Source organism: Mesorhizobium sp. L103C119B0, from assembly GCF_000502235.1.
In the GTDB taxonomy this organism is placed as follows: Bacteria; Pseudomonadota; Alphaproteobacteria; order Rhizobiales; family Rhizobiaceae; genus Mesorhizobium.
This window is the reverse complement of the sequence record NZ_AYXE01000023.1, coordinates 76,365-101,852: the sequence shown is the minus strand read 5'-3', so window position 1 is coordinate 101,852 and position 25,488 is coordinate 76,365. Positions and strand designations below refer to the sequence as shown.

25 protein-coding genes, 1 tRNA gene and 1 pseudogene are annotated in these 25,488 nt (G+C 63.6%); 15 read left to right on the top strand and 12 right to left on the bottom strand.

The annotated features are described in order from the left end of the window. Positions 1–4: 4 nt before the first annotated feature. The 3 genes from X728_RS139440 to X728_RS139450 all read left to right on the top strand — a co-directional run bounded on the left by X728_RS139440 (position 5) and on the right by X728_RS139450 (position 1,477). Positions 5–421 (top strand): hypothetical protein, encoded by a 417-nt coding sequence (locus X728_RS139440; protein WP_023671919.1) that lies wholly within the window; start codon positions 5–7, stop codon positions 419–421. Between the two features lie 28 nt (positions 422–449). Then, complete coding sequence (locus X728_RS139445; protein ID WP_023683275.1) at positions 450–998, top strand: hypothetical protein; 549 nt, start codon at positions 450–452, stop codon at positions 996–998. A 194-nt stretch (positions 999–1,192) separates the two neighbouring features. After that, positions 1,193–1,477 (top strand): SCP2 sterol-binding domain-containing protein, encoded by a 285-nt coding sequence (locus X728_RS139450; RefSeq protein ID WP_023683274.1) that lies wholly within the window; start codon positions 1,193–1,195, stop codon positions 1,475–1,477. 69 nt (positions 1,478–1,546) lie between these two features. Here the strand turns inward: X728_RS139450 and X728_RS139455 are convergent, their stop codons facing one another. Next, positions 1,547–2,089, bottom strand: coding sequence for an N-acetyltransferase (locus tag X728_RS139455; RefSeq protein ID WP_023686385.1), 543 nt, complete (start codon positions 2,087–2,089; stop codon positions 1,547–1,549). A gap of 144 nt (positions 2,090–2,233) precedes the next feature. Next, positions 2,234–3,367, bottom strand: a complete 1,134-nt coding sequence (gene odc2 / locus X728_RS139460) for an ornithine/lysine decarboxylase (RefSeq protein WP_023671923.1) — start codon at positions 3,365–3,367, stop codon at positions 2,234–2,236. Positions 3,368–3,908: 541 nt separating this feature from the next. On the opposite strand from odc2, the gene X728_RS139465 reads away from it, so the two are divergent. From X728_RS139465 to X728_RS139480, 4 genes are all read left to right on the top strand, one after another. Continuing rightward, positions 3,909–5,108 carry an amidase gene (locus X728_RS139465; protein WP_023725171.1) on the top strand — a complete coding sequence of 400 codons (1,200 nt, stop codon included), beginning with the start codon at positions 3,909–3,911 and terminating at the stop codon, positions 5,106–5,108. Between the two features lie 2 nt (positions 5,109–5,110). Continuing rightward, positions 5,111–6,010, top strand: coding sequence for a LysR family transcriptional regulator (locus tag X728_RS139470; protein ID WP_023671925.1), 900 nt, complete (start codon positions 5,111–5,113; stop codon positions 6,008–6,010). 89 nt (positions 6,011–6,099) lie between these two features. After that, on the top strand, positions 6,100–6,768 hold the full coding sequence (locus tag X728_RS139475; RefSeq protein WP_023671926.1) for a DUF1007 family protein: 669 nt from the start codon (positions 6,100–6,102) through the stop codon (positions 6,766–6,768). Next, positions 6,765–7,949 (top strand): nickel/cobalt transporter, encoded by a 1,185-nt coding sequence (locus tag X728_RS139480; RefSeq protein ID WP_023747153.1) that lies wholly within the window; start codon positions 6,765–6,767, stop codon positions 7,947–7,949. Before X728_RS139475 ends, X728_RS139480 begins: the two co-directional genes overlap by 4 nt. 10 nt (positions 7,950–7,959) lie before the next feature. Here the strand turns inward: X728_RS139480 and denD are convergent, their stop codons facing one another. Genes denD through X728_RS139500 form a run of 4 tightly spaced genes read right to left on the bottom strand, consistent with a single transcriptional unit; the run spans position 7,960 to position 10,893 of the window. Continuing rightward, positions 7,960–8,943 (bottom strand): D-erythronate dehydrogenase, encoded by a 984-nt coding sequence (denD, locus tag X728_RS139485; protein ID WP_023747152.1) that lies wholly within the window; start codon positions 8,941–8,943, stop codon positions 7,960–7,962. Between the two features lie 11 nt (positions 8,944–8,954). Continuing rightward, on the bottom strand, positions 8,955–9,161 hold the full coding sequence (locus X728_RS139490) for a hypothetical protein (RefSeq protein ID WP_023686390.1): 207 nt from the start codon (positions 9,159–9,161) through the stop codon (positions 8,955–8,957). 58 nt (positions 9,162–9,219) lie between these two features. Then, on the bottom strand, positions 9,220–10,191 hold the full coding sequence (locus X728_RS139495) for a cation diffusion facilitator family transporter (RefSeq protein ID WP_023832944.1): 972 nt from the start codon (positions 10,189–10,191) through the stop codon (positions 9,220–9,222). A 15-nt stretch (positions 10,192–10,206) separates the two neighbouring features. Beyond that, positions 10,207–10,893 carry a GNAT family protein gene (locus X728_RS139500; protein ID WP_023832943.1) on the bottom strand — a complete coding sequence of 229 codons (687 nt, stop codon included), beginning with the start codon at positions 10,891–10,893 and terminating at the stop codon, positions 10,207–10,209. 83 nt (positions 10,894–10,976) lie between these two features. Between X728_RS139500 and X728_RS139505 the strand changes: the two genes are divergently transcribed. Next, positions 10,977–12,161 carry a pyridoxal phosphate-dependent aminotransferase gene (locus X728_RS139505; protein ID WP_023671932.1) on the top strand — a complete coding sequence of 395 codons (1,185 nt, stop codon included), beginning with the start codon at positions 10,977–10,979 and terminating at the stop codon, positions 12,159–12,161. A 12-nt stretch (positions 12,162–12,173) separates the two neighbouring features. On the opposite strand, the gene X728_RS139510 is transcribed toward X728_RS139505, so the two are convergent. Then, positions 12,174–12,935 carry an SDR family oxidoreductase gene (locus tag X728_RS139510; protein WP_023832942.1) on the bottom strand — a complete coding sequence of 254 codons (762 nt, stop codon included), beginning with the start codon at positions 12,933–12,935 and terminating at the stop codon, positions 12,174–12,176. Positions 12,936–13,077: 142 nt separating this feature from the next. Between X728_RS139510 and X728_RS1000000172135 the strand changes: the two genes are divergently transcribed. Beyond that, on the top strand, positions 13,078–13,200 hold the full coding sequence (locus X728_RS1000000172135; RefSeq protein ID WP_023710951.1) for a hypothetical protein: 123 nt from the start codon (positions 13,078–13,080) through the stop codon (positions 13,198–13,200). Between the two features lie 87 nt (positions 13,201–13,287). Here the strand turns inward: X728_RS1000000172135 and X728_RS01000000167240 are convergent. Then, positions 13,288–14,008, bottom strand: a pseudogene (locus X728_RS01000000167240) (tellurite resistance TerB family protein). A 202-nt stretch (positions 14,009–14,210) separates the two neighbouring features. On the opposite strand from X728_RS01000000167240, the gene X728_RS139515 reads away from it, so the two are divergent. After that, positions 14,211–14,573 carry a nuclear transport factor 2 family protein gene (locus X728_RS139515; RefSeq protein ID WP_023832941.1) on the top strand — a complete coding sequence of 121 codons (363 nt, stop codon included), beginning with the start codon at positions 14,211–14,213 and terminating at the stop codon, positions 14,571–14,573. A gap of 25 nt (positions 14,574–14,598) precedes the next feature. Here X728_RS139515 and X728_RS139520 read toward each other — a convergent pair whose 3' ends face one another. Next, a complete protein-coding gene (locus X728_RS139520) occupies positions 14,599–15,525 on the bottom strand; it encodes a rhodanese-related sulfurtransferase (protein ID WP_023832940.1) in 927 nt (308 codons plus the stop codon). Positions 15,526–15,699: 174 nt separating this feature from the next. Between X728_RS139520 and X728_RS139525 the strand changes: the two genes are divergently transcribed. Beyond that, a complete protein-coding gene (locus tag X728_RS139525) occupies positions 15,700–16,338 on the top strand; it encodes a 2-dehydro-3-deoxy-phosphogluconate aldolase (protein WP_023817276.1) in 639 nt (212 codons plus the stop codon). A gap of 137 nt (positions 16,339–16,475) precedes the next feature. Here X728_RS139525 and X728_RS139530 read toward each other — a convergent pair. The 3 genes from X728_RS139530 to X728_RS139540 form a co-directional block, all read right to left on the bottom strand. Next, a tRNA-Gln gene (locus tag X728_RS139530) sits at positions 16,476–16,549 on the bottom strand. Positions 16,550–16,669: 120 nt separating this feature from the next. Further along, positions 16,670–18,496 carry a DUF882 domain-containing protein gene (locus X728_RS139535; protein WP_023832939.1) on the bottom strand — a complete coding sequence of 609 codons (1,827 nt, stop codon included), beginning with the start codon at positions 18,494–18,496 and terminating at the stop codon, positions 16,670–16,672. A gap of 389 nt (positions 18,497–18,885) precedes the next feature. Beyond that, on the bottom strand, positions 18,886–20,424 hold the full coding sequence (locus tag X728_RS139540; RefSeq protein ID WP_023832938.1) for a sigma-54 dependent transcriptional regulator: 1,539 nt from the start codon (positions 20,422–20,424) through the stop codon (positions 18,886–18,888). Between the two features lie 145 nt (positions 20,425–20,569). Here X728_RS139540 and X728_RS139545 point away from each other — a divergent pair, with 145 nt between their 5' ends. The 4 genes from X728_RS139545 to X728_RS139560 all read left to right on the top strand — a co-directional run bounded on the left by X728_RS139545 (position 20,570) and on the right by X728_RS139560 (position 25,455). After that, positions 20,570–22,408, top strand: coding sequence for a M3 family oligoendopeptidase (locus X728_RS139545; protein WP_023832937.1), 1,839 nt, complete (start codon positions 20,570–20,572; stop codon positions 22,406–22,408). 412 nt (positions 22,409–22,820) lie between these two features. Continuing rightward, the gene (locus X728_RS139550) at positions 22,821–23,537 is read left to right on the top strand and encodes a protein in NADH-ubiquinone oxidoreductase complex (protein WP_023671943.1); all 717 of its coding nucleotides are present in this window, start codon (positions 22,821–22,823) and stop codon (positions 23,535–23,537) included. A gap of 161 nt (positions 23,538–23,698) precedes the next feature. Continuing rightward, complete coding sequence (locus tag X728_RS139555; RefSeq protein WP_023671944.1) at positions 23,699–24,844, top strand: aminodeoxychorismate synthase component I; 1,146 nt, start codon at positions 23,699–23,701, stop codon at positions 24,842–24,844. After that, positions 24,793–25,455, top strand: coding sequence for an aminotransferase class IV family protein (locus X728_RS139560; RefSeq protein ID WP_031196012.1), 663 nt, complete (start codon positions 24,793–24,795; stop codon positions 25,453–25,455). Before X728_RS139555 ends, X728_RS139560 begins: the two co-directional genes overlap by 52 nt. Positions 25,456–25,488: the final 33 nt, after the last annotated feature.

Genomic DNA, 25,488 nt, shown 5'->3' with positions numbered 1-25,488 from the left:
TTCAATGGCCGATTTTTCAAAATACTCTTCCAACCTGCCGGCGCGTACGTCCGAAGCGCCGATCCCGTTTGCACGGCCGGGCAACCTTGCCGCCATCATCGGCCGCATCGAGGAAGCGGTCGAGGAAGAGACGGCCGGTTTGAAGAACGACACCAGCTATGACCTCAAGGCCTCCAACGCCCGCAAGAGCCGCTACCTCTATGAGCTGACCCGCGCCATGAAGGGCGCCAACGAGATCGAATTCCTGGAACAGCATCGCGACAGTCTGGCGCGGCTGCGCCAGAAGCTCGCGAAAAACGAGGCTGCAATCCTCGCCCACCTCAACGCGGTCAACGAAGTCGCCACGCTGTTGAAGAACGCCATTCAGCGCGCCGAAGCCGACGGCACCTATTCGGCCGGCGAATTCGGTTGGGCGAGCTGATGATCTCGGCAACAGGCGGGAACAACCGGTGATCAAATTCATCGCTGCCGCGATCTGGATCTGCGCCGCCACGCTTGGCGCGGTGTTCTATTCGTTCCAGGCGGCCGGTGAGCGCGGCGTCGGCGAGACGCCGAAACCGATGCTGGGTGGCCTCGACTACGTCAAGACCGACATCATCTCGGTGCCGCTGATCCGCGATTCCAAGATCGACGGCTATTTCCTCACCAAGCTCGTCTACACGGTCGAGCCGGCCGAGATAAAGAAGATGTCGATCCCGGCCGAAGCGCTGATGACCGATCAGGTCTATTCCTATCTCTACTCCAATCCTCAGATCGACTTCACCAAGAAGGAAACCATCGATCTCGATGCCTTCCGCAAGGCCATACGCGACACCGTCAACGCCCGCGTCGGCGCCGACCTGGTGCATGAAGTGCTGATCGACCAGGTCAACTTCCTGACCAAGGACGAAATCCGCGACAACGCCATGCGCCGCCGCAAGGATCCGGCCACGCCGACCGAACCGGCCCCGGCGGAATCGGCCCAGGCCGAGGCGGCGAAGCCCGCTGCTGAACACTAACCTTCGTCGCAGGGCGAATGTTCTCTGCCGCATTCCTTCCGACTGAAACGAGATGACGCATCGCGCGTTGACGTTTACGTCAACTCGAAGCTATATGCGCCAAGCGACCAGATCGCGGTACGCGCGAGACAGTGACTTCGGCGGAGGCCGGTCACTGAAGCGCGGCAAAACGCAACGAGACCAGGAGAACAGTCATGAGCGTTCAGGATATTGCCGAGAAGATGAGGTCGCGCGTGGCGAGCGCCGGGTTCGAACATTCCGTGAAGTTCGATACCGGCAGCAACGGCGTCATCGTCATCGACGGCGCGACCGTCTCGACCACCGACGCGCCGACCGACTGCACCATAAAGCTGTCGCTCGACGATCTGGATTCGCTGATCGCCGGCGACCTCAACCCGACCATGGCGTTCATGTCCGGCAAGATAAAGGTCGAAGGCGATATGTCGGTCGCCATGGCGCTCAGCCAACTGATCGGCTGAGCCCTTCGCAACAACAAAACGCCGCCCTCGCTGAAATGCAAAGGACCGGCGGCGTTTGTTTTTGGACAATCAGGCGGCCAGCGACAGCCTCTGTGCCTTGAGCTTGCGACCTGCAGCCTTCAGCGTGCCATGCGCGCCGTCGAGCGCACCATCGATCAGTTCCAGCGCCAGCAGGCGGTGCCGCTCGTACGGACCAGGCATGGCGAGCGCGCCGGTCTTCTCCGCCGAGAAGCCGAAGCGGCCATAGTAAGGCGCATCGCCGACCAGCAGCACCGCGGCATGGCCGAGACGCGCGGCCTCGGCCAAAGCATGGCGCATCAGCGCCGAGCCGATGCCGGCGTTCTTCAGCGCCGGATCGACGGCGAGCGGTCCGAGCAGAAGTGCTCCCGGGCCACCCTCGCCAAGACGCACGTCCCACAGCCGCACCGTACCAGCAACCGCGCCGGTTGCATCGCGCACGACAAAAGCGAGGCCTTCGGAAGGCCGGCGGCCGCGCCGCAGCTTCTCCGACGATTTCTTGCGCCGCATCGGCCCCATGGCGCGATCGAGCAACGCTTCACGCGATGCAATGTCTGCCGCAGTTTCGGCGACGATGGGAATGGCGCCGGCCATCTCCCCCTCGGGGGGGGAGAATCCAATGCCGTCAATGTAATTTACAATGTCCATTTCCGCGATCCTTCACGAGCGGAGCTTGTTCCACAGGCGAACCCGGGCGGACGCAAACGTCCGCCTGGGGTGATCTGAAGGCCGAAGCCGTCAGATCACGTAGGATCGGAGAGGCTCGAAGCCGTTGAAGGCGACCGCCGAGTAGGTGGTCGTGTAGGCGCCGGTGCCTTCGATCAGCACATCGTCGCCGATGGTCAGCGACAGAGGCAGCGGATACGGCGTCTTCTCGTACATCACGTCGGCCGAATCGCAGGTCGGGCCGGCGAGCACGCAAGGTGCGGTCTCCGAACCGTCATGGCGGGTGACGATCGGATAGCGGATCGCCTCGTCCATCGTCTCGGCCAGACCGCCGAACTTGCCGATGTCGAGGAACACCCAGCGCACATTGTCGTTTTCGGCCTTCTTCGAGATCAGCACGACTTCCGACTTGATGACGCCGGCATTGCCGACCATGCCGCGACCCGGCTCGATGATGGTCTCAGGGATCGCATTGCCGAAATGCTTGCGCAGCGCCGAGAAGATGGCCTGGCCATAGGCCTGGGCCGCCGGCACGTCACGCAGATAGCGCGTCGGGAAACCGCCGCCCATATTGACCATCTTGAGGACGATGCCTTCATCGGCGAGCGTGGCGAACACCTTCTTGGCGTCGGCCAGCGCACGGTCCCACGCCGTCAGGTCGGTCTGCTGCGAGCCGACATGGAACGACACGCCATAGGCGTCGAGGCCGAGCGTCCTGGCATGGCGCAGCACGTCGACGGCCATCGCCGGCACGCAGCCGAACTTGCGCGACAGCGGCCACTCGGCGCCTTCGCCGTCGGTCAGCACGCGGCAGAACACGCGGGCGCCGGGAGCGACGCGGGCGATCTTGTCGACTTCCTCGACGCAATCGACGGCAAACAGCCGAATGCCGAGCTGGTAGGCGCGTGCAATGTCACGCTCCTTCTTGATGGTGTTGCCGAAGGAGATACGGTCCGCCGGCGCACCGGCGTCCATCGCCATCTCGACCTCGGCAACGGAAGCGGTGTCGAAGGACGAGCCCATCGCAGCAAGCAGGCGCAGGATTTCCGGCGCCGGATTTGCTTTCACCGCATAGTAGATCCGGGAATCGGGCAGCGCCTTTTCGAAGGCGCGAAAATTGTCGCGCACGACATCGAGGTCGACGACGAGGCAGGGGCCGGACGGACGTCGGGTGGCGAGGAAGTCGAGGATGCGCTGGGTGGCCATCGGGGTCTCTCCATTAACGCCTTGCGGCGCGCAATAAGGCTGCGGACGCGGGGCTTTCGGCCTCGCGAACACGCGGTCAAACAAAGGCGGGACGGAAATCCATGGAACCAGCCGGTGGAGACCCCGGAACCATGAAACGCCATCTCGCGGCGGTGAACCTTGGCCTTGCCCGGCCTCGGTTCGCTTTGTCTGCCTTGGCTTGGATGGGAGACCCGTCCGCACTGCCGGCAATGAAGGTGTGCCTCTTCAGTAACCCCGGTCTTTGGACGACCGGCAGAACACCAGAAAGGCCCGCACCGTCGTTGCTTCAAGGTGTCCTCGGGCTGGCGGTTGGCCGCTAGACCGACTGGAGGGGTTAGCTCCAGTTACCTTACCGATTTCCCTCACCATTCGAGGATCGGCGGACACCCACAGGCACGTGCGACTTTGGGCAAGCGCGATATAAGATCGAAAGATTTCACAATCAATAAAAATCGTATCCCAGGTTGTAAAATTTCCGGCATCGAACAATGCTGGGCCTACTGTGTACGGATATCGAACGATGCCAGGCACGCACGGCCCGCTCAACGCCTTTCTCGACCTGCGCCGCATGCCGGTCGCCAATGCGGAACTGGGGCCGCTGGCCGGGCTCAGGCTGGCGGTAAAGGACATTTACGACGTCGCCGGCTACCGCACCGGTTGCGGCAATCCGGTGAAGTTCGACGAGGCGCATGCCGCGTCCAGCACGGCACCGGCCGTGCAGATGATTCTCGACGCCGGCGCGCGCTTCATCGGCAAGACGCAGACCGACGAGTTCGCTTTCTCGCTGATGGGCCAGAACGCGCATTTTCCGTTTCCGGTGAACCCGGCCGCTCCCGATCGCGTCACCGGCGGCTCGTCCTCCGGATCGGCGGCGGCGGTGGCCGACAAGCTTGCCGATATCGCCACCGGCTCCGATACCGGCGGCTCGATCCGTGCCCCGGCGAGCTTTTGCGGGTTGATCGGGCTGCGCACCACGCATGGCCGCATTTCGCTTGAAGGCACGATGAAGCTGGCGCCGAGCTTCGACACATTCGGCTGGTTCGCCGACGACATCGAGACATATGAGACAATCGGCAAATTGCTGCTCGGCCGCGACCCGCATCCGTATCCGCTCACCCGGCCGCTTTCGATCCGCTGGCTGGACGCTTTCGTGGCCGGCCCCGCCGAGGCAGCCGAATACGCCAGGATGAGAGCGCTGGCGGCCGGCCTTGTCGGCGAGCCGGCGCCGGTGGAATACACCTTCGCCTCCTTCCCCGACGAGCTCTACTGGTGCTTTCGCCGCCTCCAGGCCGCCGAGGCCTGGCAGCAGCATGGCGCCTGGATCATTTCGGGCGAGCGCGATCTCGGGCCGGGCGTCGAGGAGCGCTTTGGTTTCGGCAGGACAATCGACGAAAAGACCGCGCGGGCCGAGGCGGTGCGCCGCCTGACCTTCCGCTCCGAGCTAGCCGCGCTGCTCGGCCAGGACGGGTTTCTTGTCCTGCCCACCGTTCCAGGCCCCGCACCTCTGGTCAAAAGCGAGCCGCAGCAGCTCCAGGCCTACCGCGAAAGGGCCTTGCATCTTTTGTGCCTTTCGGGTCTTTCAGGCTTTCCGCAAATCACCCTGCCGCTGGGCTCGGTTGACGGTGCCCCTTTCGGCCTCTCGCTGCTCGGCCCTCCCGGCAGCGACATTGCCCTGATACGGCTCGGCCGGCGAATTCTCGATGCGGCACGAAAGGCCTGATGATGGATACACTGACCCGCATGCGCGCCTTCATCGACGTCGTCGAGGCCGAAGGCTTTTCGGCGGCCGCGCGCAAGATCGGTCGCTCCAAGGCGCTGCTGTCGAAATATGTGCGCGAACTCGAGGACGAACTCGGCGCGCTGCTGCTCAACCGCACCACGCGGCAGTTCTCGTTGACCGAGGCCGGCCATACCTATTACAGCCGCGCTTCGGAAATCGTGCGCGAGGTCGACAGCCTGGCCGACGCCGTGCGCGAATCCTCCGGCGACGTGCGCGGCAGGATCAAGCTGTCGGCGGCGCGCACCTTCGCCGACGCGCCGATAGGCCAATCGCTCATCGACTTCGCCAAACAGCATCCCGACATCGTGCTCGACATCCATCTCGACGACCGTTTTGTCGATCTGGTCGAGGAAGGTTTCGATCTTGCCGTGCGCATCTCGCGCCTGGAGAACTCATCGCTGATCGCCCGCCGCCTGGGGCCGTTTTCGATCAAGCTTTGCGCCTCGCCGGAGCTGATCGCCAAGCACGGCAAGCCGACGCGCCCGCAGGATCTCGCCAACTTGCCCTGCATCGTCGACACCAATGGCCGCTCGCTTGCCAACTGGCGCTTCAGGGGCGATGGCGAGGAGTCAGTCAGTGTCAACGTATCGGGTCCGATCGAGGTCAACAGCCCGATGGCCGCGCGAGCCGCCGCCGTGTCCGGTCTGGGCTTTACCATCCTGCCGGATTTCATCGCCGCGCCCGACCTCGCATCCGGGCTTCTGGTGTCGTTGCTCGACGACCGCATCCAGTCGGGCAGCGGCATTTTCGCCGTCTACCCGCACCGTCGCTATCTGCCGGCCAAGGTCCGTGTTTTCGTCGATTTCCTGGTGCAATGGTTCAAGAACCGCGAGAGCGCTTGAGCCGGCCCTGCCGTGCCGCGGTCCCAATTTCGCCCCGTTTCTGGTAACCTCTCGAAATCTCTCCGAGGCCGATGGAACAGCGACCGAGAATGCATCTGAAACGGCACGCAATCATGCTCGCTTCGGCCCTGGCGACGACTTTTGCCTCCGTCGGAGCGGCTGGCGCGCATCCTCATGTCTTCGCCGAGGCCCGCCTCGACGTGATCCTCTCGCCGGATCACCAAAGTGTGAAAGCGCTGCGTCACCTCTGGCGTTTCGATGATCTGTTTTCGAGTACGGTGATGATGGAGTTCGACAAGAACTCCGACCTGAAGCTTGACGACAAGGAGCTGAAGGATGTCGCCGACACAGTTCATGCCTCGCTGGCCGAATTCAACTATTTCCAGCTCGTCACCGTCGACGGCAAGGACGTGCCTATGACGCCGCCACCGCATCTGATGGCCAATTTCGACAACGACCAGTTGATCATCCTGTTCGAATCCGAACCCAAGGTGCCGATCAAGCTCGCCGGCAAGATCGATTTCGGCGTCTACGATCCAACCTTCTACACAGCGATCGACTTCACCGAGGATAGCAACATCACGGTGGAAGGCCTGCCCTCGAACTGCACCAAGAGCGTCATCCGGCCTGATCCAGACGAGGCGATCAAGGAAAACCAGAAGACCCTGACGGACGCGTTCTTCAACGACCCGACAGGCACCGACATGAGCAAGATCTTCGCCACCAAGCTCGAACTGAATTGCCCGCCAGAAGGATAGATCCGGTGATGAAACCGTCCCTGCGTTTGGCATTCGGCCTCGTGGCCGCTGCCCTGCTGATGACGCACTTTCTCGGGCAGGCCCATGCCCAGAGCTCACTCGGCATCGGCGTCAATGACGGCATGGCGCCCACCACCGGCCCGTTCGCCCACATCCTGATGTGGATCAATCTGCGCCAGCAGGAATTCTACCGCGCATTGGCCACGGCGATGAAAGCAATGCGCGAGGACGGCAGCAAGATGTGGCTGCTGATCGGCCTGTCCTTCGCCTACGGCATTTTCCACGCCGCCGGCCCCGGCCACGGCAAGGCGGTGATCTCGTCCTACATGGTGGCCAATGAAGTGGCGCTCAGGCGCGGTATCCTGCTGTCCTTCGTCTCGGCGCTGCTGCAGGGCCTGACCGCGATCCTGGTGATGCTGCTTGCCTATTTCGTCCTGCGCGGCACCGCGATCTCGATGACCGACGCAGCCTGGTTCATGGAGATCATGAGCTATGTCTTCGTCACTTTGTTCGGCGCCTGGCTACTGTGGCGCAAGCTCGGGCCTACGGTCCTGCGCTGGTTCGGCAAGGCGCCCGCCTACAGCCTGTCGGCAGCCCACGCCGGTCATTCCCATGGCGGCCATTCGCATGCCGCTCACAGCCACGCGGCGCATGCGCATTCGCATGCCTTGCATGTGCATCACGACCATTCGCATGATCATCACGATCACGCTGCGCACGACCACGACACACACGATCATTCCCATCACGACCACGCTCATCACGATCACGCCGCTCACGATCACCCAGCCGGCGAAGTCTGTGGTACGTGCGGCCACTCACATGCGCCCGATCCGGCGCTGCTGTCGGGCGACCGCTTCGACTGGCGCACGGCCTGGTCGGCAGTAGCCGCCGTCGGCATCCGCCCCTGCTCCGGCGCGCTGATTGTGCTGAGCTTCGCTTTGCTCAACGGCCTGTGGCTCGGCGGCCTGCTCTCGGTGCTGGCGATGTCGATTGGAACCGCCATCACAGTCTCGGCGCTGGCAACGATCGCAGTCACCGCCAAGAACTGGGCGGTCTATTTCGCCGGCGATGGCCGCATGGGCAACCGCATTCACACATTCGTCGAGATCGGCGGCGCCGCCTTCGTCTTCCTGTTCGGACTGTTGCTGTTGTCGGCGAGCCTGTCCGGAACTGTATGATCTCGGCGGGTCAGGCCTGACCCGCGATCTTTCCGCCCAGCTCATCCTCGATATGCGCGCGGATGATTTCATCGAAACTTTTTTCGGCGCTGAAGCCGAGGTCTCTTGACCGTCGCGCCTCGAAGCGCGTCGGCCAACCCTTGACGATCGCCCAGATCGTCTCGTCGGGCTCCTCACGGATCAGGCTCGCCACCTTGGTGCCCGCAATGCGTTCCAGCGCCTCGATCTGCTCGCCGACGGTGACGGCAACGCCCGGCATGGTGAGGTTGCGGCGTGGCCCGACGGCGGCACTGTCGATCCCGGCGGCATGGATCAGGAAGTTCACCGCCGAGCGCGGGCTGGCATGGGTGTGCAGCACCGAGCGCGGCACTGGCAGGATCGCCTCATGGCCGCTCAGCGGCTCGCGGATGATGCCGGAGAAGAACCCTGACGCCGCCTTGTTCGGCTTGCCGGGCCGCACGCAAATGGTCGGCAGCCTTATGCCGATGCCGTCGAAGAAGCCGCGCCTGGAATAGTCGGCCAGCAGCGCTTCGCTCATCTGCTTCTGCGTGCCGTAGGAGGTCAGCGGCGTCGGATGGAAGTCGTCCGGGATGACATCGGGGAACGGCGCGCCGAACACCGCGATCGACGAGGTGAAGACCAGACGCGGCGAAAAGCCCGCCAGCCGGACCGCATCGAACAGTGCCCGTGTGCCGTCGAGATTGACGCGGTAGCCGAGATCGAAATTGGCTTCCGCCTCACCCGACACGATGCCGGCGAGATGGAACATGACGTCGGGGCGTGAGGCGACCAGGCTCTCGGCAGCACCGGCGTCGGCAAGGTCGCCGGTATGCGTGGCGATGCTGACGCCGTCCATCGCCGGCGCCTGCGGCGGCACGATGTCGTGCAGGTCGAGCCCGGTGATCTTGCGGCCGTTGAGCGTGCCGTCCTTGGCCAGCCGGTCGACAAGCTTGCGGCCGACCATGCCGGCCGCGCCAGTAATCAGGATGCGCATTCGAAAGCCTCTTATTTGCCCTTATTCTGGCTGCGGCCCCGCAACCAGAACACCAGAAAAAATGCCAGCACGAAGGCGATGCCGACGATGCCGGCAAGTACGGTCGAGACATTGCCGACGGCCAGCATCACGGTCGGCAAATAGAACGCCGCGATGCCGAACAGCAGCATGATCCAGGCTGCGGCAATCAGCGCGTTTCGCGTGTCGCGGTCCATCATGCCGGCCCGCCATCGCGGGAACTCGTCAACTCGGATGCCAACGCCATGAAATTCCCTGTCAGTGATAATGGCCATGATGCGGTGGCGCACCATGGTCATGTTCATGATCGTGCTCGTCATGGCTGTCGGCGCACTGGCCGAATTCCGGTTCGACGGTGGCGTGGCTGATGCCGTGTTCGGCGGCGAGCCGCTTCTTGATGGCGCTGACCGCCTGGTGCGGATCGACGCCATCGTTGAGGCAGGCATGCAGCGTCGCCATGTTGCTGGACCCGTCGAGCGACCAGACATGCATGTGATGCACTTCGCGCACGCCCTTGACGGTGCCGGCAATGTCCTTGGCGATGAGGTCGCGGTCGAGGCTTGCCGGTACGCCTTCGAGAAGGACGTGGGCGGCTTCGCGCATCAGCGACCACGCGGTGGACAGGATCAGCAGGGAGACCAGCACCGACAGGATCGGATCGATCGGCGTCCAGCCGGTGGCCAGTATGACCAGCGCCGCCACGATCGCCGCCGCCGAGCCGAGCAGGTCGCCCAGCACATGCAGGATGGCGCCGCGCATGTTGAGGCTGTCGTGGTCGCCGCCATGCAGCACGAAGAACGAGGCGAAGTTTACCAGAAGGCCGGCGATCGCCACCACCAGCATCGGCCCGCCCAGCACCGGCGCCGGCGTCATCAGCCGGCCCCAGGCTTCGTAGACGATCCACAGCGCAATGGCGAAGATGGCAATGCCGTTGGTGTAGGCAACCAGCGTCTTGACTCGGCCGAAGCCGTAGGTGAGGCGCACCGTCGCCGGCCGCCCGCCAAGATGGAAGGCGTACCAGGCAAGGCCAAGCGCAATCGAGTCGGCGAGCATGTGGCCGGCGTCGGCCAGCAGCGCCAGCGATCCCGTCAAAAGGCCGCCAAGCCCTTCGGCCACCATGAAGCCGGCGGTCAGGCAGGCTGCGATCAGCACACGCTTCTTGTCGGTCGAGCCATGCACGTGGCCGGCGCCATGCCCAGCATGCAAACCATGATCATGGCTGTGCGCCATCGGAAGAAACTCCTGTTACGCGCCGAACTCGGCGCGGAAATCCTCGAGCCGCCGCTTCTGCCGGCCTTCGCCATCGAAATTGGCAGGATCGAGCCATGCCTCATAGGCTTTGCGCAGCGCCGGCCATTCCTTGTCGATGATCGAGTACCATGCCGTATCGCGGTTTTCACCCTTGACCACAAGATGCTGGCGGAAAATGCCCTCGAACTTGAAGCCGAACCGTTCCGCCGCGCGCTTTGACGGCTCGTTGCGGTTGTTGCATTTCCACTCGTAGCGGCGATAGCCGAGCCCGTCGAAAATATACTTCATGAACAGGAACTGCGCCTCGGTCGCTGCCGGCTTGCGCGAGATCAGCGGCCCCCAATAGATGTTGCCGATCTCGATGACGCCATAGGAGGGATCGATGCGCATCAGCGTCTGTCGCCCGGCGGCCTTGCCGCTGGCCTTGTCGATGACGGTGAAGAACAGCGGATCCTCGCTCGCCTCGACCTTGTCCAGCCATGGCTGGAAATCGGCGCGGGTTTGCGGCGGGTAGTCGGGCAGCCAAGCAAAGCGGCCGTCAATGTCAGGCACCGACGACGCCTCGTAAAGGCCGTCGCCATGCTTTTCGGCGCTCAGCGGTTCGAGCCGGACATAGCGCCCGTCAATGGGCTTGCGCTCGGGCCGCGGACGCGCTTGCCAATCTTTGAGATTTTCCGACACGCAAAACTCCAATCCGTTTGACTTTTGTGAGCAGACGCTCACAAAAACGCGACCTAACAGCAAGAACCACACGGACGGGAAAAATGCTCCACACGATTTCGGCCTTCGACCGCCTCGGCGAGGAAAACGCCTTTGCCGTGCTGGCGCGGGCGACCGCACTGGCTCAACAGGGCCGCGATATCGTCAATCTCGGCATCGGCCAGCCCGACTTCAAAACGCCGCAGCACATTGTCGACGCAGCGATCAAGGCGCTGCGCGACGGTCACCATGGCTACACCCCGGCCAACGGCCTGCTGGCGACGCGCGAAGCGGTGGTGCGGCGCACGCTGGCCACCACCGGCGTCGAGGTCTCGCCGGAAAATGTGATGATCCTGCCCGGCGGCAAGCCGACCATGTTCGCGGCGATCCTGATGTTCGGCGAACCCGGCGCCGAGATCCTCTATCCCGACCCTGGCTTTCCCATCTATCGCTCGATGATCGAGTTCACCGGCGCCGCGCCCATTCCGGTGCCGATCCGCGAAGAGAACGGCTTTGCCTTCTCGGCCGAGGAGACGCTGGGGCTGATCACCTCGAAGACGAGGCTGCTAATCCTCAACTCACCGGCCAACCCGACCGGCGGCGTCACGCCGCGCGCCGAGATCGAGAAGCTGGTGGAGGGGCTGCAAGCGCATCCGCAGGTCGCTATCCTCTCCGACGAAATCTACGACGTCATGACCTATGACGGCGAGACGCATTTTTCGCTGCTCAATTTTCCGGAAATTCGCGACCGGCTGATCGTGCTCAACGGCTGGTCGAAGACATGGGCGATGACCGGCTGGCGCATGGGCTGGTCGATCTGGCCGAATGGCGACAAGGGCGCGCATCTCTACGACAAGGTGCGCAAGCTGGCGGTCAATTGCTGGTCCTGCGTCAACGCGCCGAGCCAGTTCGCCGGCATCGCCGCCATCGACGGCCCGCAGGACGATGTCGACAAGATGATGCGCGCCTTCGACAACCGCAGGAAGATCGTGGTCGAGGGGCTGAACGCGCTGCCCGGCGTCTCCTGCATCACGCCCAAGGGCGCATTCTATGCCTTCCCGAATGTTTCGAAGACCGGCTGGAAGGCCAAGAAGCTCGCCTCGGCACTGCTCGAGGAGGCCGGCGTGGCGCTGATCGGCGGCCCCGATTTCGGCATTCTCGGCGAAGGCTACATCAGGCTCTCCTACGCCAATTCCGAAGAGAACATCTTGCGCGCGCTGGAGCGGATCGAGTCGTTTTTGAAGAGGTAGGCCTTCGGCTCTTCACCCACGCCCCACGAACGGCATCTTGGTCGCCATCACCGTCATGAACAGCACATTGGCATCGAGCGGCAGGCTGGCCATGTGGACGACGGCGTCGGCGACGCGCTGGACGTCCATCACCGCTTCGGCGGCGATGGTGCCATTGGCCTGCGGCACGCCGACCGTCATTGCGTGCGCCATATCGGTCAGCGCGTTGCCTATGTCGATCTGGCCGCAGGCGATGTCATAGGGCCGGCCGTCGAGCGCCAGCGTCTTGGTCAGCCCCGATATGGCGTGCTTGGTCGCGGTGTAGGGCACCGAGCCCGGCCGTGGCGCATAGGCCGACACAGAGCCATTGTTGATGATGCGGCCGCCCATTGGCTTTTGCTTGCGCATGACGCCGAAGGCGGCGCGGGCGCATAGGAACGATCCGGTGAGATTGACGCCGACAATATCGTTCCAGACCTCGACCGGGATCTCGTCGATCGGCGTCGACTTGTAGCTCATGCCGGCATTGTTGAAGAGCAGGTCGACGCGGCCGAAGGCTGCGGCCACCGTCTCGAACAGATCATCGACTTCGCCGGCCTTGCTGATGTCGCAGGCAACCGCCAGCGCCTTGGCGTCCGTTTTCCCTGCTTCGGCAATGGCGGCGTCGAGCACCGCTTTGCGGCGGCCGCAAAACACCGTGTTCCAGCCCGCCTTCAGCAGCGCCGTGGCGACGCTCTTGCCGATGCCGGTGCCGGCGCCGGTGATGATGGCGGTTTTCTCTGTGAGGACTGTCATGGATTTTGCTCCTGCGCGCCGCGCATCCCGGCAACAGATCGGGGTGCATCCGAATGCACCGACCCATCGCAAATGAAGGCGATCATGGCAAGCCGGACACTATGCATGTCGCTCAAAGTGGCCCCGGTTGTGAGAGAACGACATGCATCAGGACAAAAACATGAAGCGCGACGCACTTTATGTGATCGGTCCAACAAAAAGGGCGGTCATTGGCGACCGCCCTGATCTGAACCGGGCTTGGGAGGAGGAAAGCCGATCCGACTGACTAAAATCATGCGCTTCCTCGGTAAACGAGACGTTAACGCATTTTTTCCGGCCTCGGTCCCCTGCCCCAGGCGCGCGGCTGCGTTGTCTACCAGCGCGGGTTCGGCGCCGTGCCTGACGGAACCGGCACCTTGGCCGCCGACACCGTCGCCTCGACATGATCGACCAGCGCATCCGGCAGGCCGAGCCGGCCGGCGAGCAGGTCGAGATAGCCGCGTTCGGCGCGCGTATCGGGGTCAATCGTCAGTCGCGACGCCGTGTAGAGCTCGAGCCTCTGCTCATCGGTCTTGGCGCCGGCGACCANGGCTGTCCAGCTCCGCCATCAGAAACTTTTCCGCTTCCGTGCCGATGCCGGCCAGACTGAGCTTGCCGGCGATCTTTTGGCGTTCCGCGTCATCGACATGGCCATCGGCCTTGGCCGCCGAGATCATCGCCCGCACCAGGGTCAGCGTGAACTCGTCCTCCCCCTGTGGCGCCTGTGAAGGATGAAAGCCGGTGTCGGCGGGCGGCGGCAGCAATTCCGGCTGGCCGGCCGCCGGCGCCTGCTCGGGTGCATTGCCGGCCTTGTAATTCTGGTAGGCCTTGTAGGCGAGACCGCCGATCGCAGCCAGTCCGCCGAGCTTCACGGCCGTGCCGGTGACCTGCCGTCCCGTGCCGGTTCCAAGCAACACCGCAGCCAGCGCGCCGGCGGCCAGCGGATTGTCCTTGGCCATCTGCACAGCCTGCCCGGCCTTGTCGCGGACGGTGCCGGTTGTGCCGGGAACTTGCGAGCCGAGCAGATCGTCGAGAAGCTTTTTGGGGTCGAACATGGTGCCTCCAGAAAAGGGCCCGCGAAACGTGGACGGGCAGGTTTTGGACGTTGCAGACGTAGGGCCCGCACACTGACATTACAATGACGGACGCACGCTTTGCTATCGGCCCGGCAATGCCGCAAATCGGTAATCGGTGTGTCGATACCGGCCTCGGCTTGCGCTAATGTCGCCGCCGCATTGCCGAGGGAGGAACCTTGCCGTGACCGATCAACCTGGCCGGGAACCGGCGCGCGATCCGCAGGATCTGGAACGTCTGCTGATCGAGCGGCAGTGGGTGGGAGACATTGACGGCATGGTGGCGCTGTTCGAACCCGATGCCGCCATCGACACCGGAGCAGCCGAATTGACGCGTGGCCACGAGGCGATCCGCGCTTTGTTCGAAGCCTTTGCCGCGAGCGGGCGAAAATTCCAGCGCGGCGAGCAGCGCCCGGCGGCCATCAACGGCGACCTCGCGTTGACGTCGACCAGGCTTGCCGACGGCTCGATAACCTCAGAGGTCGCGCGCCGGCAGAGAGATGGCGCATGGCTGTGGGTGATCGACCGCTATTCCGTCGCGTGGTGACAGAAACGATACGAGCGATCGGGCGCTAATTGCCGATATGTCCCCTGCCCTGCGCCTGCGCAAGTTCGACCTGGCGCTGGCGCTCGGCATAGCGGGCGCGGTCCTCATCCGAGCGTGCCTCGTAGCAATGCGGGCATGACACGCCGGTGGAAAAATGCGGCGACAGCCGGTCCTCCGGCGTCAGCGGATGCCGGCAGGCGCGGCAGAGTTCGGCCTCGCCTTCGGTCAACCCATGCGACACCGAGACCCGCTCGTCGAAGACGAAACACTCGCCCTGCCACAGGCTGTTTTCGGCCGGCACCTCTTCAAGATATCTGAGGATGCCGCCCTTGAGATGGAACACATCCTCGCAGCCGAGCGACTTCACATAGGCCGTCGCCTTTTCGCAGCGAATGCCGCCGGTGCAGAACATCGCGACCTTGCGGCCGTCGAGTTGGTCGCGGTGTTTTTCCACCCAGGCCGGGAATTCGCGAAAGCTCGACGTGCGTGGATCCACCGCGCCCTCGAACGTGCCGATCGACACTTCGTACGTGTTGCGAGTGTCGATGACGATGGTGCCGGGGTCCGAGATCAGCGCGTTCCAGTCGGCCGGCGCGACATAGGTCCCCGCACCCGTCGCCGGGTCGAGGTCTTCGACGCCCATGGTGACGATCTCGCGCTTCAGCCGCACCTTCATGCGATGGAACGGCATTTCGGCGGCAGTGCTGTATTTGACCTCGAGATCGGCAAGACCCTCGATGGCCTCGAGATAAGCGATCAGGTCGGCTATGTCGGTTTCGCTGCCGGCGACCGTGCCGTTGATACCTTCCTGCGCCAGAAGCAATGTGCCCTTGATGCCGCGCCCGCAGCAGAAGGCGGCAAGCGGCGTGCGCAATTCTCGCAGCGCGTCGAAGTCGCCCAGCCTCGCAAATTTGTAGAGCGCAGCGACGCGCACGGGTTCATGGTTGGTCATCGCCAAGCCACTAAACCGTGGTCAAAGCGGATTCAAGGCAGAGCTAAAGACACCTTGTCGGTATTCGCCAGCAGGCTCGTTGGCCGGCATGTGACATCGCGGCAGGCCGGGTTTCGTGGACTCGGAATCGGCCTTCTGCTAATCGGTTGAAATCACCTAGGGAGAGACAAGCCAATGCCCAGCAAGACCGAAAAGCTCCTGTCGCTGCTCAATGGCCAGCCGGTCATTCCGGTGCTGAAGATCGCCAATGTCGCGGACGCCGTCCCGCTCGCCCGGGCGCTCGCCGCCGGCGGCCTGCCGGCGATCGAGATCACGCTGAGAACCGCCGATGCGCTGGAAGCGATCCGCCGCGTCGCCGGTGAGGTCGAGGGCGCCATTGTCGGCGCCGGCACAATTCTCGATGCCAAGCAGTTCGACGAGGCAGCGGCCGCCGGATCGAAATTCATCGTCAGCCCCGGCATCACGCGAGAGTTGCTGGCGGCGACCAAGGACAGCGACGTTCCCTTGCTGCCCGGCGCCATCACGCCCGGCGAGATCATGGCTGCCCGCGAGGCCGGCCTGCGGTTCCTGAAATTCTTCCCGGCCGAACAATCCGGCGGCATCGCCTCGCTGAAGGCCTTTGCCTCGCCGCTGGCCGACGTGAAATTCTGCCCGACCGGCGGCATCTCGGCCAAGAACGCCGCCGACTATCTCAGCCTGTCCAACGTTATCTGCGTCGGCGGCTCGTGGGTGGCGCCGGACGAGTTGGTCAAAGCCGGCAAGTGGGATGAGATCGAGGCGCTCGCACAGACCGCGAGCAAGCTCGGAAAATAACCTCCGCTACTTTGTCTTTGCGCAATTCCCAAGGAAGCGCTCCGCGCTTTCCCGGGAAAATCACAGTGTTCCCGGAATTGCACTCGGCACAAAAACCCGCCAGCTGCGCCGACCGGGTTTGCTACGCGTTGAGATTTTGGTTCCCGCTCATGGGCTCGAACCACGATTCACGCCTTCAAAGGGCGCTGTCCTACCATTAGACGAAGCGGGAATGCAGCTTGGTGGTTAGCATTCTGTGGCGATGGAAGCCAGTGCTCGAAATCTCGCTAAAAACAAAAGCCGCACAGGTTGCCCAGCGCGGCTTCGAGTCGATAACGCCCCGGTCACGCCCTTACTTCGTCTGGAAGCGGGCGACCGAAAGGAATTTTACGGCATTGCCGGTGAAGCGGTTGGCATCGGCCATCTGGTTGTCCGCCTGGAAGCCTGCGGTGTAGACCTCGCTCGGCGGCGTATGCACGATGTTGTAGGCATAGCGCGGCGCAGTCGTCGGGCTGGAAACGGTGGCGATGTTGTCGCCGCTGCTCAGCGCCCAGCGCGCCGCCTGCGGTTCGGCCGCCACCACCACTGCCTTCGGTCCTGGCTTCAGGTCGCGAGCCGAAGCCCTTGCTTCCTTGCGTGTCGTCTTGACGCCGGCGCCGATCACCGAGGCTGGATCGGTACCGGCGGGACGGGCAGCAATAGCACCGCGCGGCGATGCGGCATCGACACCTGACGGATCGTTGAACGCCGAGCGAGGCTCGAGCGACGCAACCTGATAGTCGTCGGTAGCACCGGCTGTATCGGCGGCGCTGGCCTGTTCGAGAACCGCCTTGACCTCGTCCGGACGCTGCGACGGCAGCACCGAGAACGCGTCGGTTGCGGTCTGCTTGTGGGCAGCCGTATCGGCCAGCGCCAGCAGAACGCCCTTGTCCTGCGGCGCAAGCTCAGCCGGCGGCGAAGAGCGGTCGGGACGCCAGGTCGGCAACGGGACGTTGACCGCGACCTGCGCCGGAGCGGCAGCTTGATCGGCCCCCTGGTCGGCATTGCTCGCATCGGCCGTGCCGAACGGCACATTGGCCGGCGCCTGCGCCGTCGCCACCGTCTGTTCGGTGGTGGCATCGGCGACGCCGAACGGCACGGTCTCAGGTTGTTGCGCGCCGACATCGGCCTTCGGCCGCGGTGCGAAAGCGGGCAGCGGCACTTCCTTGGCGGGCAGCGCGGCGATGATCGTCTCTGGCGTGTCCTGCGGCTCCGAATCGTCAGCGCTGTCGTCGGCAAGCTGCGGAATGTTGGCGCGCTTGGCGTTCTGCGGCGACACGATCGCGATGCCAGGCAGATTGCTGTTGTTGTTGCTCGTGGCAGCCAGCACCGGCTTCACGCTTCTCGGCGGCGGCGCGGCGGTAGCGACATCGGCGCTGTCGTCGGCTTCGTCTTCACCGCCACCGCCAAAGAACGCGGACAGGAAGCCACCGGATTTCTTGGTGCTGCCGCCTGCGCTGGCCATCATGATGGCAGGAGAACCGGCGCCCTTGCGCGCCTTGTAGGAGGCGAGCGCCTGGTCATAACCCGGCAACGGCCTGCCGTCGCTCGGCACATGCAGCGTCTTGCCATTGGGGAACAGGCTGACCAGTTCCTGGCGGCTGATGCCTGGCCAATGCCGCACATTGCCGACGTCCATGTGGACGAAGGGCGAACCCGACGACGGATAGTAGCCGACGCCGCCGCCCTGCATCTTGAGGCCGATGTTACGCAGCTTTTTCAGCGGCACACCCGGAATGTAGAAGTCCATCGCCTTGCCCAGCATATGCTGGCTTTCCTTGGCGACACCGCGGCTGCGGCTGCGCAGCATCGAATTGGTCGACGGCGAGCGATAGCCGCAGACGACCTGGATATAGTCGGTGGCGCCGGCCTGCCGGTAAGCTTCCCACACCAGATCGAGCAGGCGCGGATCCATCTTGGTCGGTTCGTTGCGACGCCAGTCGCGCAGGATGATGTTGATCTTCCTGAGGCCTGCCGGATCGTAGCGGCCATTGCGCTTGTAGACGATCTCGGCCTTTTCGTGCGTGTGGAGGTGATAGAGCTTGAGCGAGCGCGTTTCGGCGCTGGCGCCGGCAGCAGTTGCGGCAAGGAAAGCGAACGCAACGATCACCGCTGCCAGCCATCTCGGCCAGACGCCCATGTGATCGCGCCGCCCGTTTCTGTGTCGTTCGACTTTGTTCAAATCAAAAGGCCTTGCAGGCTGCCGTTTGTCCCCGGATTTGTCCAAACGGATGCGTGGTTCTCACATCCGAATATCGATCCTAATGGTTAATCATCGCTTATTGAAGCCGAAATGCGGTAACACCGTGGCGATATCCCGTCAAAAATAATACACAGGATTTCTTGGTAAACTGCTGGTTTAGATCAAGATTCAGCCTTTTCGCGCTACACGATCTGTTACCGCTGGCCTTAATGCGTGAACAACGCTGTCCGCATCAGCCATATTCCCGCCCCAACCCTTATGCAGCGCTGGATGTGGCATGGCAAGCTGGTCCCGGCCTTGCGTTGGCAAGCTGTGGAATTCGGCGTTCAGGAGGCAAGGCGGTCGAGGCGGCCGGTTTCCGGGTCGATGCCGTATTCCTTGAGCTTGCGGTAGAGCGTCGAGCGGCCGATGCCGAGACGCCGTGCGACCTCGCTCATCTGGCCGTTATAGTGGTTGATGGCGAGCTTGATCATTTCGAGTTCGACATCGGCCAGCGCACGCACATTGCCACGCTCGTCCAGCGCCCTCAATGTGCCGAAACGCTGAAGCAGCCTCGCCGGAGGGGCGAGCTCGGCAGCTGCAGTACCGGCGTCATCAGTCTGCGCGCCATCGCCTTGCAATTCGGTGCTCGAGGCCATTCCGGGGTCCGACAAGGACGCATCGGCGTCGAGATTGACGGTGCCGTCGACCTGCGCCCGGATCTGCGGAAATTCGTCAGTCGTCAGCACATCTCCTTCGGCAAGCACCGAGGCTCTGAACACGGCGTTTTCCAGTTGCCTGATGTTTCCCGGCCAGTCATAGGCCTGCAGCATGGCCAGTGCGGCATCCGAGATGCCGTGCAGGCGATTGCCCGCCGGCGCCACCTTGTCCATGAAATGCTTGACCAGATAGGGGATGTCGTCGCGGCGGTCGCGCAGCGGCGGCACGACGATCGGGTAAACGTTGAGCCGGTAGAACAGGTCCTCGCGAAACTTGCCGTCCTTGACCTGCTGCAGAAGGTTGCGGTGCGTGGCCGAGATCAGCCTGATGTCGACCCTGACGGTGGAACGGCCGCCGACCGGATCGACCTCGCCATCCTGCACGGCGCGCAACAGCTTGACCTGCACGTCGAGCGGCAGGTCGCCGATCTCATCCAGGAACAGCGTGCCCGAATGCGCCTCGACGAACTTGCCGGTGTGCTTTTCGGTGGCGCCGGTGAACGAACCTTTTTCGTGACCGAACAGGATCGATTCGACCAGATTGTCGGGGATGGCGCCGCAATTGACGGTGACGAACGGTTTTGTGCGGCGTTCGCCGCTGCCCTGGATGGCGCGCGCCACCAATTCCTTGCCGACGCCCGATTCGCCCTCGATCAGGATCGGGATGTTGGAGGCCGCAGCCTTCTGGCCGAGGCGGATCACCCGGTCCATCGCCGGGCTATGCGTGATCATGTCCTTGAAGGTCAGGTGGCCGCCGCGACGCCGCGACGTGCGCTTGACCTCGTCCTCGACCGCCTCGACCTTGAGGGCGTTGCCGACCGCGGTCTGCAGCCGGTCGGGAGACGCCGGCTTGACGACAAAATCGAAAGCGCCGTGGCGCATCGCCGAAACCACCGTTTCGATGCCGCCCTGCGCAGTCTGCACGATGACGGGAACAGTGATGCCGCGCTCGCGCATCGCCTTCAGCACGCCGATGCCGTCGAGGCCCGGCATGACAAGGTCGAGGATGACTGCCGAAATATCCCTCGCATTGGGTCCGTCAAGCGCGCTCAGACCGGCCTCGCCGCCATCGGCAACGATGGCGCTGTGGCCGAATTTCGTCACCGCCGCCTCGAGCAGCCGGCGCTGCACGGGATCGTCATCGACTATAAGAATGGAACCTGTCATGACTGATTTGAGTTGCCCGCCTGGGAAATTCCCATGGATCATCTTGGCACAGGGTTCTAAACAAGGTTTCAAAAAACCCGGTGAATGAATTCCTTAGGATTTGACCGGCTTGTCCTTTCCCCTTGATTCCAGAAGGTAATTGTTGATGCGCAGGATTCTCGGTCGGCAGCTTGCGGCGGCAGCGTCCGGTCAGGGCGCGGCGGAACTCGGCGACCTGCCGGAATGGAATCTCGCCGACCTTTATTCCGGCATGGAGGCGCCCGAACTGAAGCGTGACCTTGCCAAGGCGGCGGCCGATGCCGTCGCCTTCGAGAACCGCTGGAAGGGCACACTGGCCGCGGAGGCCGGGCGCGGCAGCGCCGGCAGGCTTGGCGAGGCGCTGACAGCCTATGAGGCGCTGGAGGAACTGATCGGCCGCATCGTCTCCTATGCCGGCCTGATCTATGCCGGCAATACCGCCGATCCGCAGCGCGCAAAGCTCTATGGCGACATCCAGGAAAAGATGACCGACGCCAGCGCGCATCTTCTGTTCTTCGCGCTGGAGCTGAACCTGATCGACGACAAGGCGCTCGAAGCAGCCCTCGCCGCCGACGCCGGCTTTGCCCATTACCGGCCTTGGGTGCTCGACCTCAGAATGGACAAGCCCTACCAGCTCGAGGATCGGGTCGAGCAGCTTTTCCATGAGAAGTCGATCACCGGACGCGGTGCCTGGAACCGGCTGTTCGACGAGACGATGACCGATCTGCGCTTCGACATAGACGGCGAGGAACTGACGCTGGAGCCGGCGCTGAACCGCCTGCAGGACGCCGATGGCGAGGTCCGCCGCCACGCCTCCGAAGCGCTGGCCGCGACCTTCCGCAAGAGCCTGCGCACCTTCACGCTGATCACCAACACGCTGGCCAAGGACAAGGAGATTTCTGACCGCTGGCGCGGCTTCGAGGACATCGCCGATTCACGCCATCTCGCCAACCGCGTCGAGCGCAGCGTGGTCGATGCGCTGGCGTCGGCCGTGCGCGAGGCCTATCCGCGCCTGTCTCATCGCTACTACGCGCTGAAGGCGCGCTGGCTCGGCATGGAGGTGATGAACCACTGGGACCGCAACGCGCCCTTGCCCGAAACGCCGCAGGCCGTGATCCCTTGGGACGACGCCAGGAACACCGTGCTGTCGGCCTATCAGCGCTTTTCCCCCGATATGGCGGAGATCGCCCGCGTCTTCTTCGACCGCAACTGGATCGACGCGCCGGTCAGGCCCGGCAAGTCGCCCGGCGCCTTCGCCCATCCGACCGTGCCTTCGGCGCACCCTTACGTGCTGCTCAACTACATGGGCAAGCCGCGCGATGTGATGACGCTGGCGCATGAACTCGGCCACGGCGTGCATCAGGTGCTGGCCGGCGGCCAGGGCGCGCTGATGGCTTCGACGCCGCTGACTTTGGCCGAGACGGCCTCGGTGTTCGGCGAGATGCTGACCTTCCGTTCGCTGCTCGACCAGACCACCGACAAGCGCGAGCGCAAGGCGATGCTCGCCCAGAAGGTCGAGGACATGATCAACACGGTCGTGCGCCAGATCGCCTTCTACGAGTTCGAACGCAAGGTGCATGCGGAGCGCAAGAACGGCGAACTGACCTCCGACAAGCTCGGCCAGTTCTGGCTCGAGGTGCAGGCCGAAAGCCTGGGGCCGGCGATCAAGCTGCGCGAGGGCTATGAGGTCTTCTGGACCTACATCCCGCACTTCGTCCACTCCCCCTTCTACGTCTACGCCTATGCCTTTGGCGACTGCCTGGTGAACTCGCTCTACGCGGTCTACCAGAACGCTGAGCATGGCTTCCAGGATAAGTATTTCGAGATGTTGCGCGCCGGCGGCACCAAGCATCACTCGGAGCTTCTCGCGCCCTTCGGCCTCGACGCCACCGACCCCGCCTTCTGGCAGATCGGGCTTGGCGTGATCGGCGGCCTGATCGACGAGTTGGAAGCGCTCGACAGTTAATGCGCGGACCCATTGGACCGATGGCGCAGAGTGGCAGGTTCAGCAGCGGCCTCGACTTTGCAGAATCGCAGAACAGTTTAGCCGGAATGCATGTGACGGCAGCTCTGTTCTTGTTCTAAATATCTGTTCTTGAATAACTCTCCGGCGAAAATTCCGTTAGCTTTCCCGAAACCGTATGATAGCTTTCCGACTGAAGCTCAGCCGGGCGCGCGGCTTAAGGCCGGACAGTATCCCGGCCCATGGCAGCGGTCTGACGAATGCGACAGCGACGGTTGGCAATGGGCGGAAAGCCGAACGCCGACACTCGACGACAGACCGGCTGTTCCCTGAGCCGCCGAACCACATTGGATGATCCGATCTGCCAAGGTCATGACTTGGGACGGCGGCGGACGGATCCGACTGGAGAGAGACGATGACCTTCTTTTACATTGTCCTGGCGTTCCTTGTAGGTGTGTTGGTTGGCTGGTTTATCTGGGGCCGGCTGCGCGGCGAACTCGACAGCCTGCGCGGCGATCTCGACCGCACCCGCAGCGAGCGTGACAGACTGCGCGCCGACGCCGATCGCCTGACTGGCGAACTCGACGCCTGCGGCAAGACCCGCGCCGATCTCGAACGGCGGCTGCGTGAAACATCAGCTCCATCCGCCAAGCCTTCAAGTTCGGCGCCGGCCGCCCTGGTATCGACAGCGGCAACGGCCAAGTCCGCCCCGGCCGCGAAACCGACCCCCGCCAAACCCGCCGCGGCCAAACCAGCTGCGGCCAAATCCGCGGCCGCAAAACCAGCGGCCAGCAAACCTGCCGCCGCCAAGGCCGCGCCCAAAGCCGCGGCTTCAAAGCCCGCCGCCGTCCCGAAGAAGGCCGCCCCGGCAGCTGGAAAGGCCGACAATCTGCGTCGCCTGATCGGTATCGGCCCGGTCAACGACAAACTGCTCAAGGGCCTTGGCGTCACGACCTACGCGCAGATCGCCGGCTGGACCGCGGCCGACGTCAAGCGCATCGAGGACACGCTGAATTTCGACGGCCGCATCGCTCGCGAAAAGTGGGTCGAGCAGGCCAAGCTGCTTGCCGCCGGCGACGAAAAGGAGTTCGCACGCCAATTCCCGAGCGCCGGGACCGCCAACAACAGCTGATCTGTCATCGGCAACATAAGCAGAAGGCGGCGCTCTCGGGCGCCGTCTTTGTTTTTGCATTCGCCACTGTCTTTGCGCCCTGCGACGCCGCTCCCTCGATTGCACGCCGCCCGGCCCCCATATAGAGCGGTTCTGGCGTCATCGACCGCAGTACCCGAGCCATGCCCCTGCCCTCTGCCATTTTCCGCAACGATGAAAGCGGCCGTCAGTTGGTCTTCGACCACCCGGCCGACATCATCATTGCCTATGATGCCAAGGATTTTCTGCCGGCGCTGGCGGCTGCGCAGGCGGCGAGCGATGCCGGCAAATGGCTGGCCGGCTATTTCTCCTACGAAGCGGGCTATCTGCTCGAACCGAAACTCGTGCCGCTGCTGCCTGAAGGCCGGCGCGCGCCATTGGTTTGTCTGGGTGTCTTCAATGCTCCGGCCGAAGAGGCCGTGCCGCGCAACGATGCGCCGGCCACCAATGGCCCCATCTTCGACGCCAGGGCCAGTTGGTCCGCTCAGGACTACGCCAAACGCTTCGCGCGCCTTCACGACCACATCCGCAAGGGCGACTGCTACCAAGGCAACCTGACCTTTCCGGTCCGTGCCCAATGGTCGGGCGATCCGGTTGCTGCCTTCGACGCACTGACAGGACGCCAGCCGGTCAAGTATGGCGCACTGATTTCGCTCGGCGATCCCATCATCTTATCGCGTTCGCCCGAGCTGTTCTTCGAGATCAATGCCTTAGGCATGATCGAAACCCATCCGATGAAGGGCACCGCACCGCGCGGCGCGACCAAGGCCGAGGACGCGCGGTTGAAGTCCTTCTTGCGCAGCGACGAAAAGAACCAGGCCGAGAACCGGATGATCGTCGATCTCCTGCGCAACGACATCTCCCTGATCAGCGAGATCGGCACGCTGGAAGTGCCGGAACTGTTCCGCATCGAGAGCTACCCGACCGTCCATCAGATGGTGAGCCGTGTGCGGGCGAAGCTTCTGCCTGATCTCGGCATCCGCCAAATCTTTGGCGCGCTGTTTCCCTGTGGCTCGATTACCGGCGCACCGAAAATCCGCGCCATGGAAATCCTGCACGAGCTGGAAGAGACACCGCGCGACGTCTATTGCGGCGCCATCGGCTGGATCGCGCCTGGCGGCATGATGCGCTTTTCGGTGGCGATCCGCACCATATCGCTCTTTTCCAGTGGCGAGGCCGTTTACAATGTCGGCGGCGGCGTCGTCTTCGATTCGACGGCGCAAGAGGAGTATCAGGAGTGTCTGCTGAAGGCGCGCTTCGCGACGGGGACACCGCCGATTTCGAGCTGATCGAGACGATGCGCTGGGAGCCCGGCCAGGGCTTTCTGCGCTTCGAACGCCATCTCGCACGCCTTTACGGCTCGGCGGAAGAACTCGGCTTTGCCTGCGATCCGCAGCGGATCGGCGAGGTGCTGGCGAATACTATCGGGGCGCAGCAGACGGCGCTGCGCACCCGGCTCGCCCTGCAGCGCAATGGCGAAGTGACCGCCTCGGTCCAGCCCTATGAGCCGTTCGCCGCCGACAAGGTCTGGCGGCTGCGACTGGCGCGGGTCCGGCTCTCTTCCTCGGACGCGCTGCTGCGCCACAAGACCAGCCGGCGACAGATCTACACCCACGCCCGCTCCGAATATCTGATCACCCAGGCCGACGAAGTGTTGCTCGCAAATGAGCGCAGCGAAATCTGCGAAGGCACCATCACCAACGTCTTCGCCGATTTCGGTGATGGCATGCTGATGACACCCAGGCTCGACTGCGGCCTGCTGCCTGGCGTATTGCGCGCCGAGCTGCTGGACGAAGGCCGCGCCCAAGAGGCGATCTACAGCTATGACGAGTTGAAATCCGCCAAAACACTGTTCGTCGGCAATTCTCTGCGCGGCTTGATCCCGGCAACATTGGCCTGATACGAAGCGGCTGCGAGAATAACCGCCGGCATT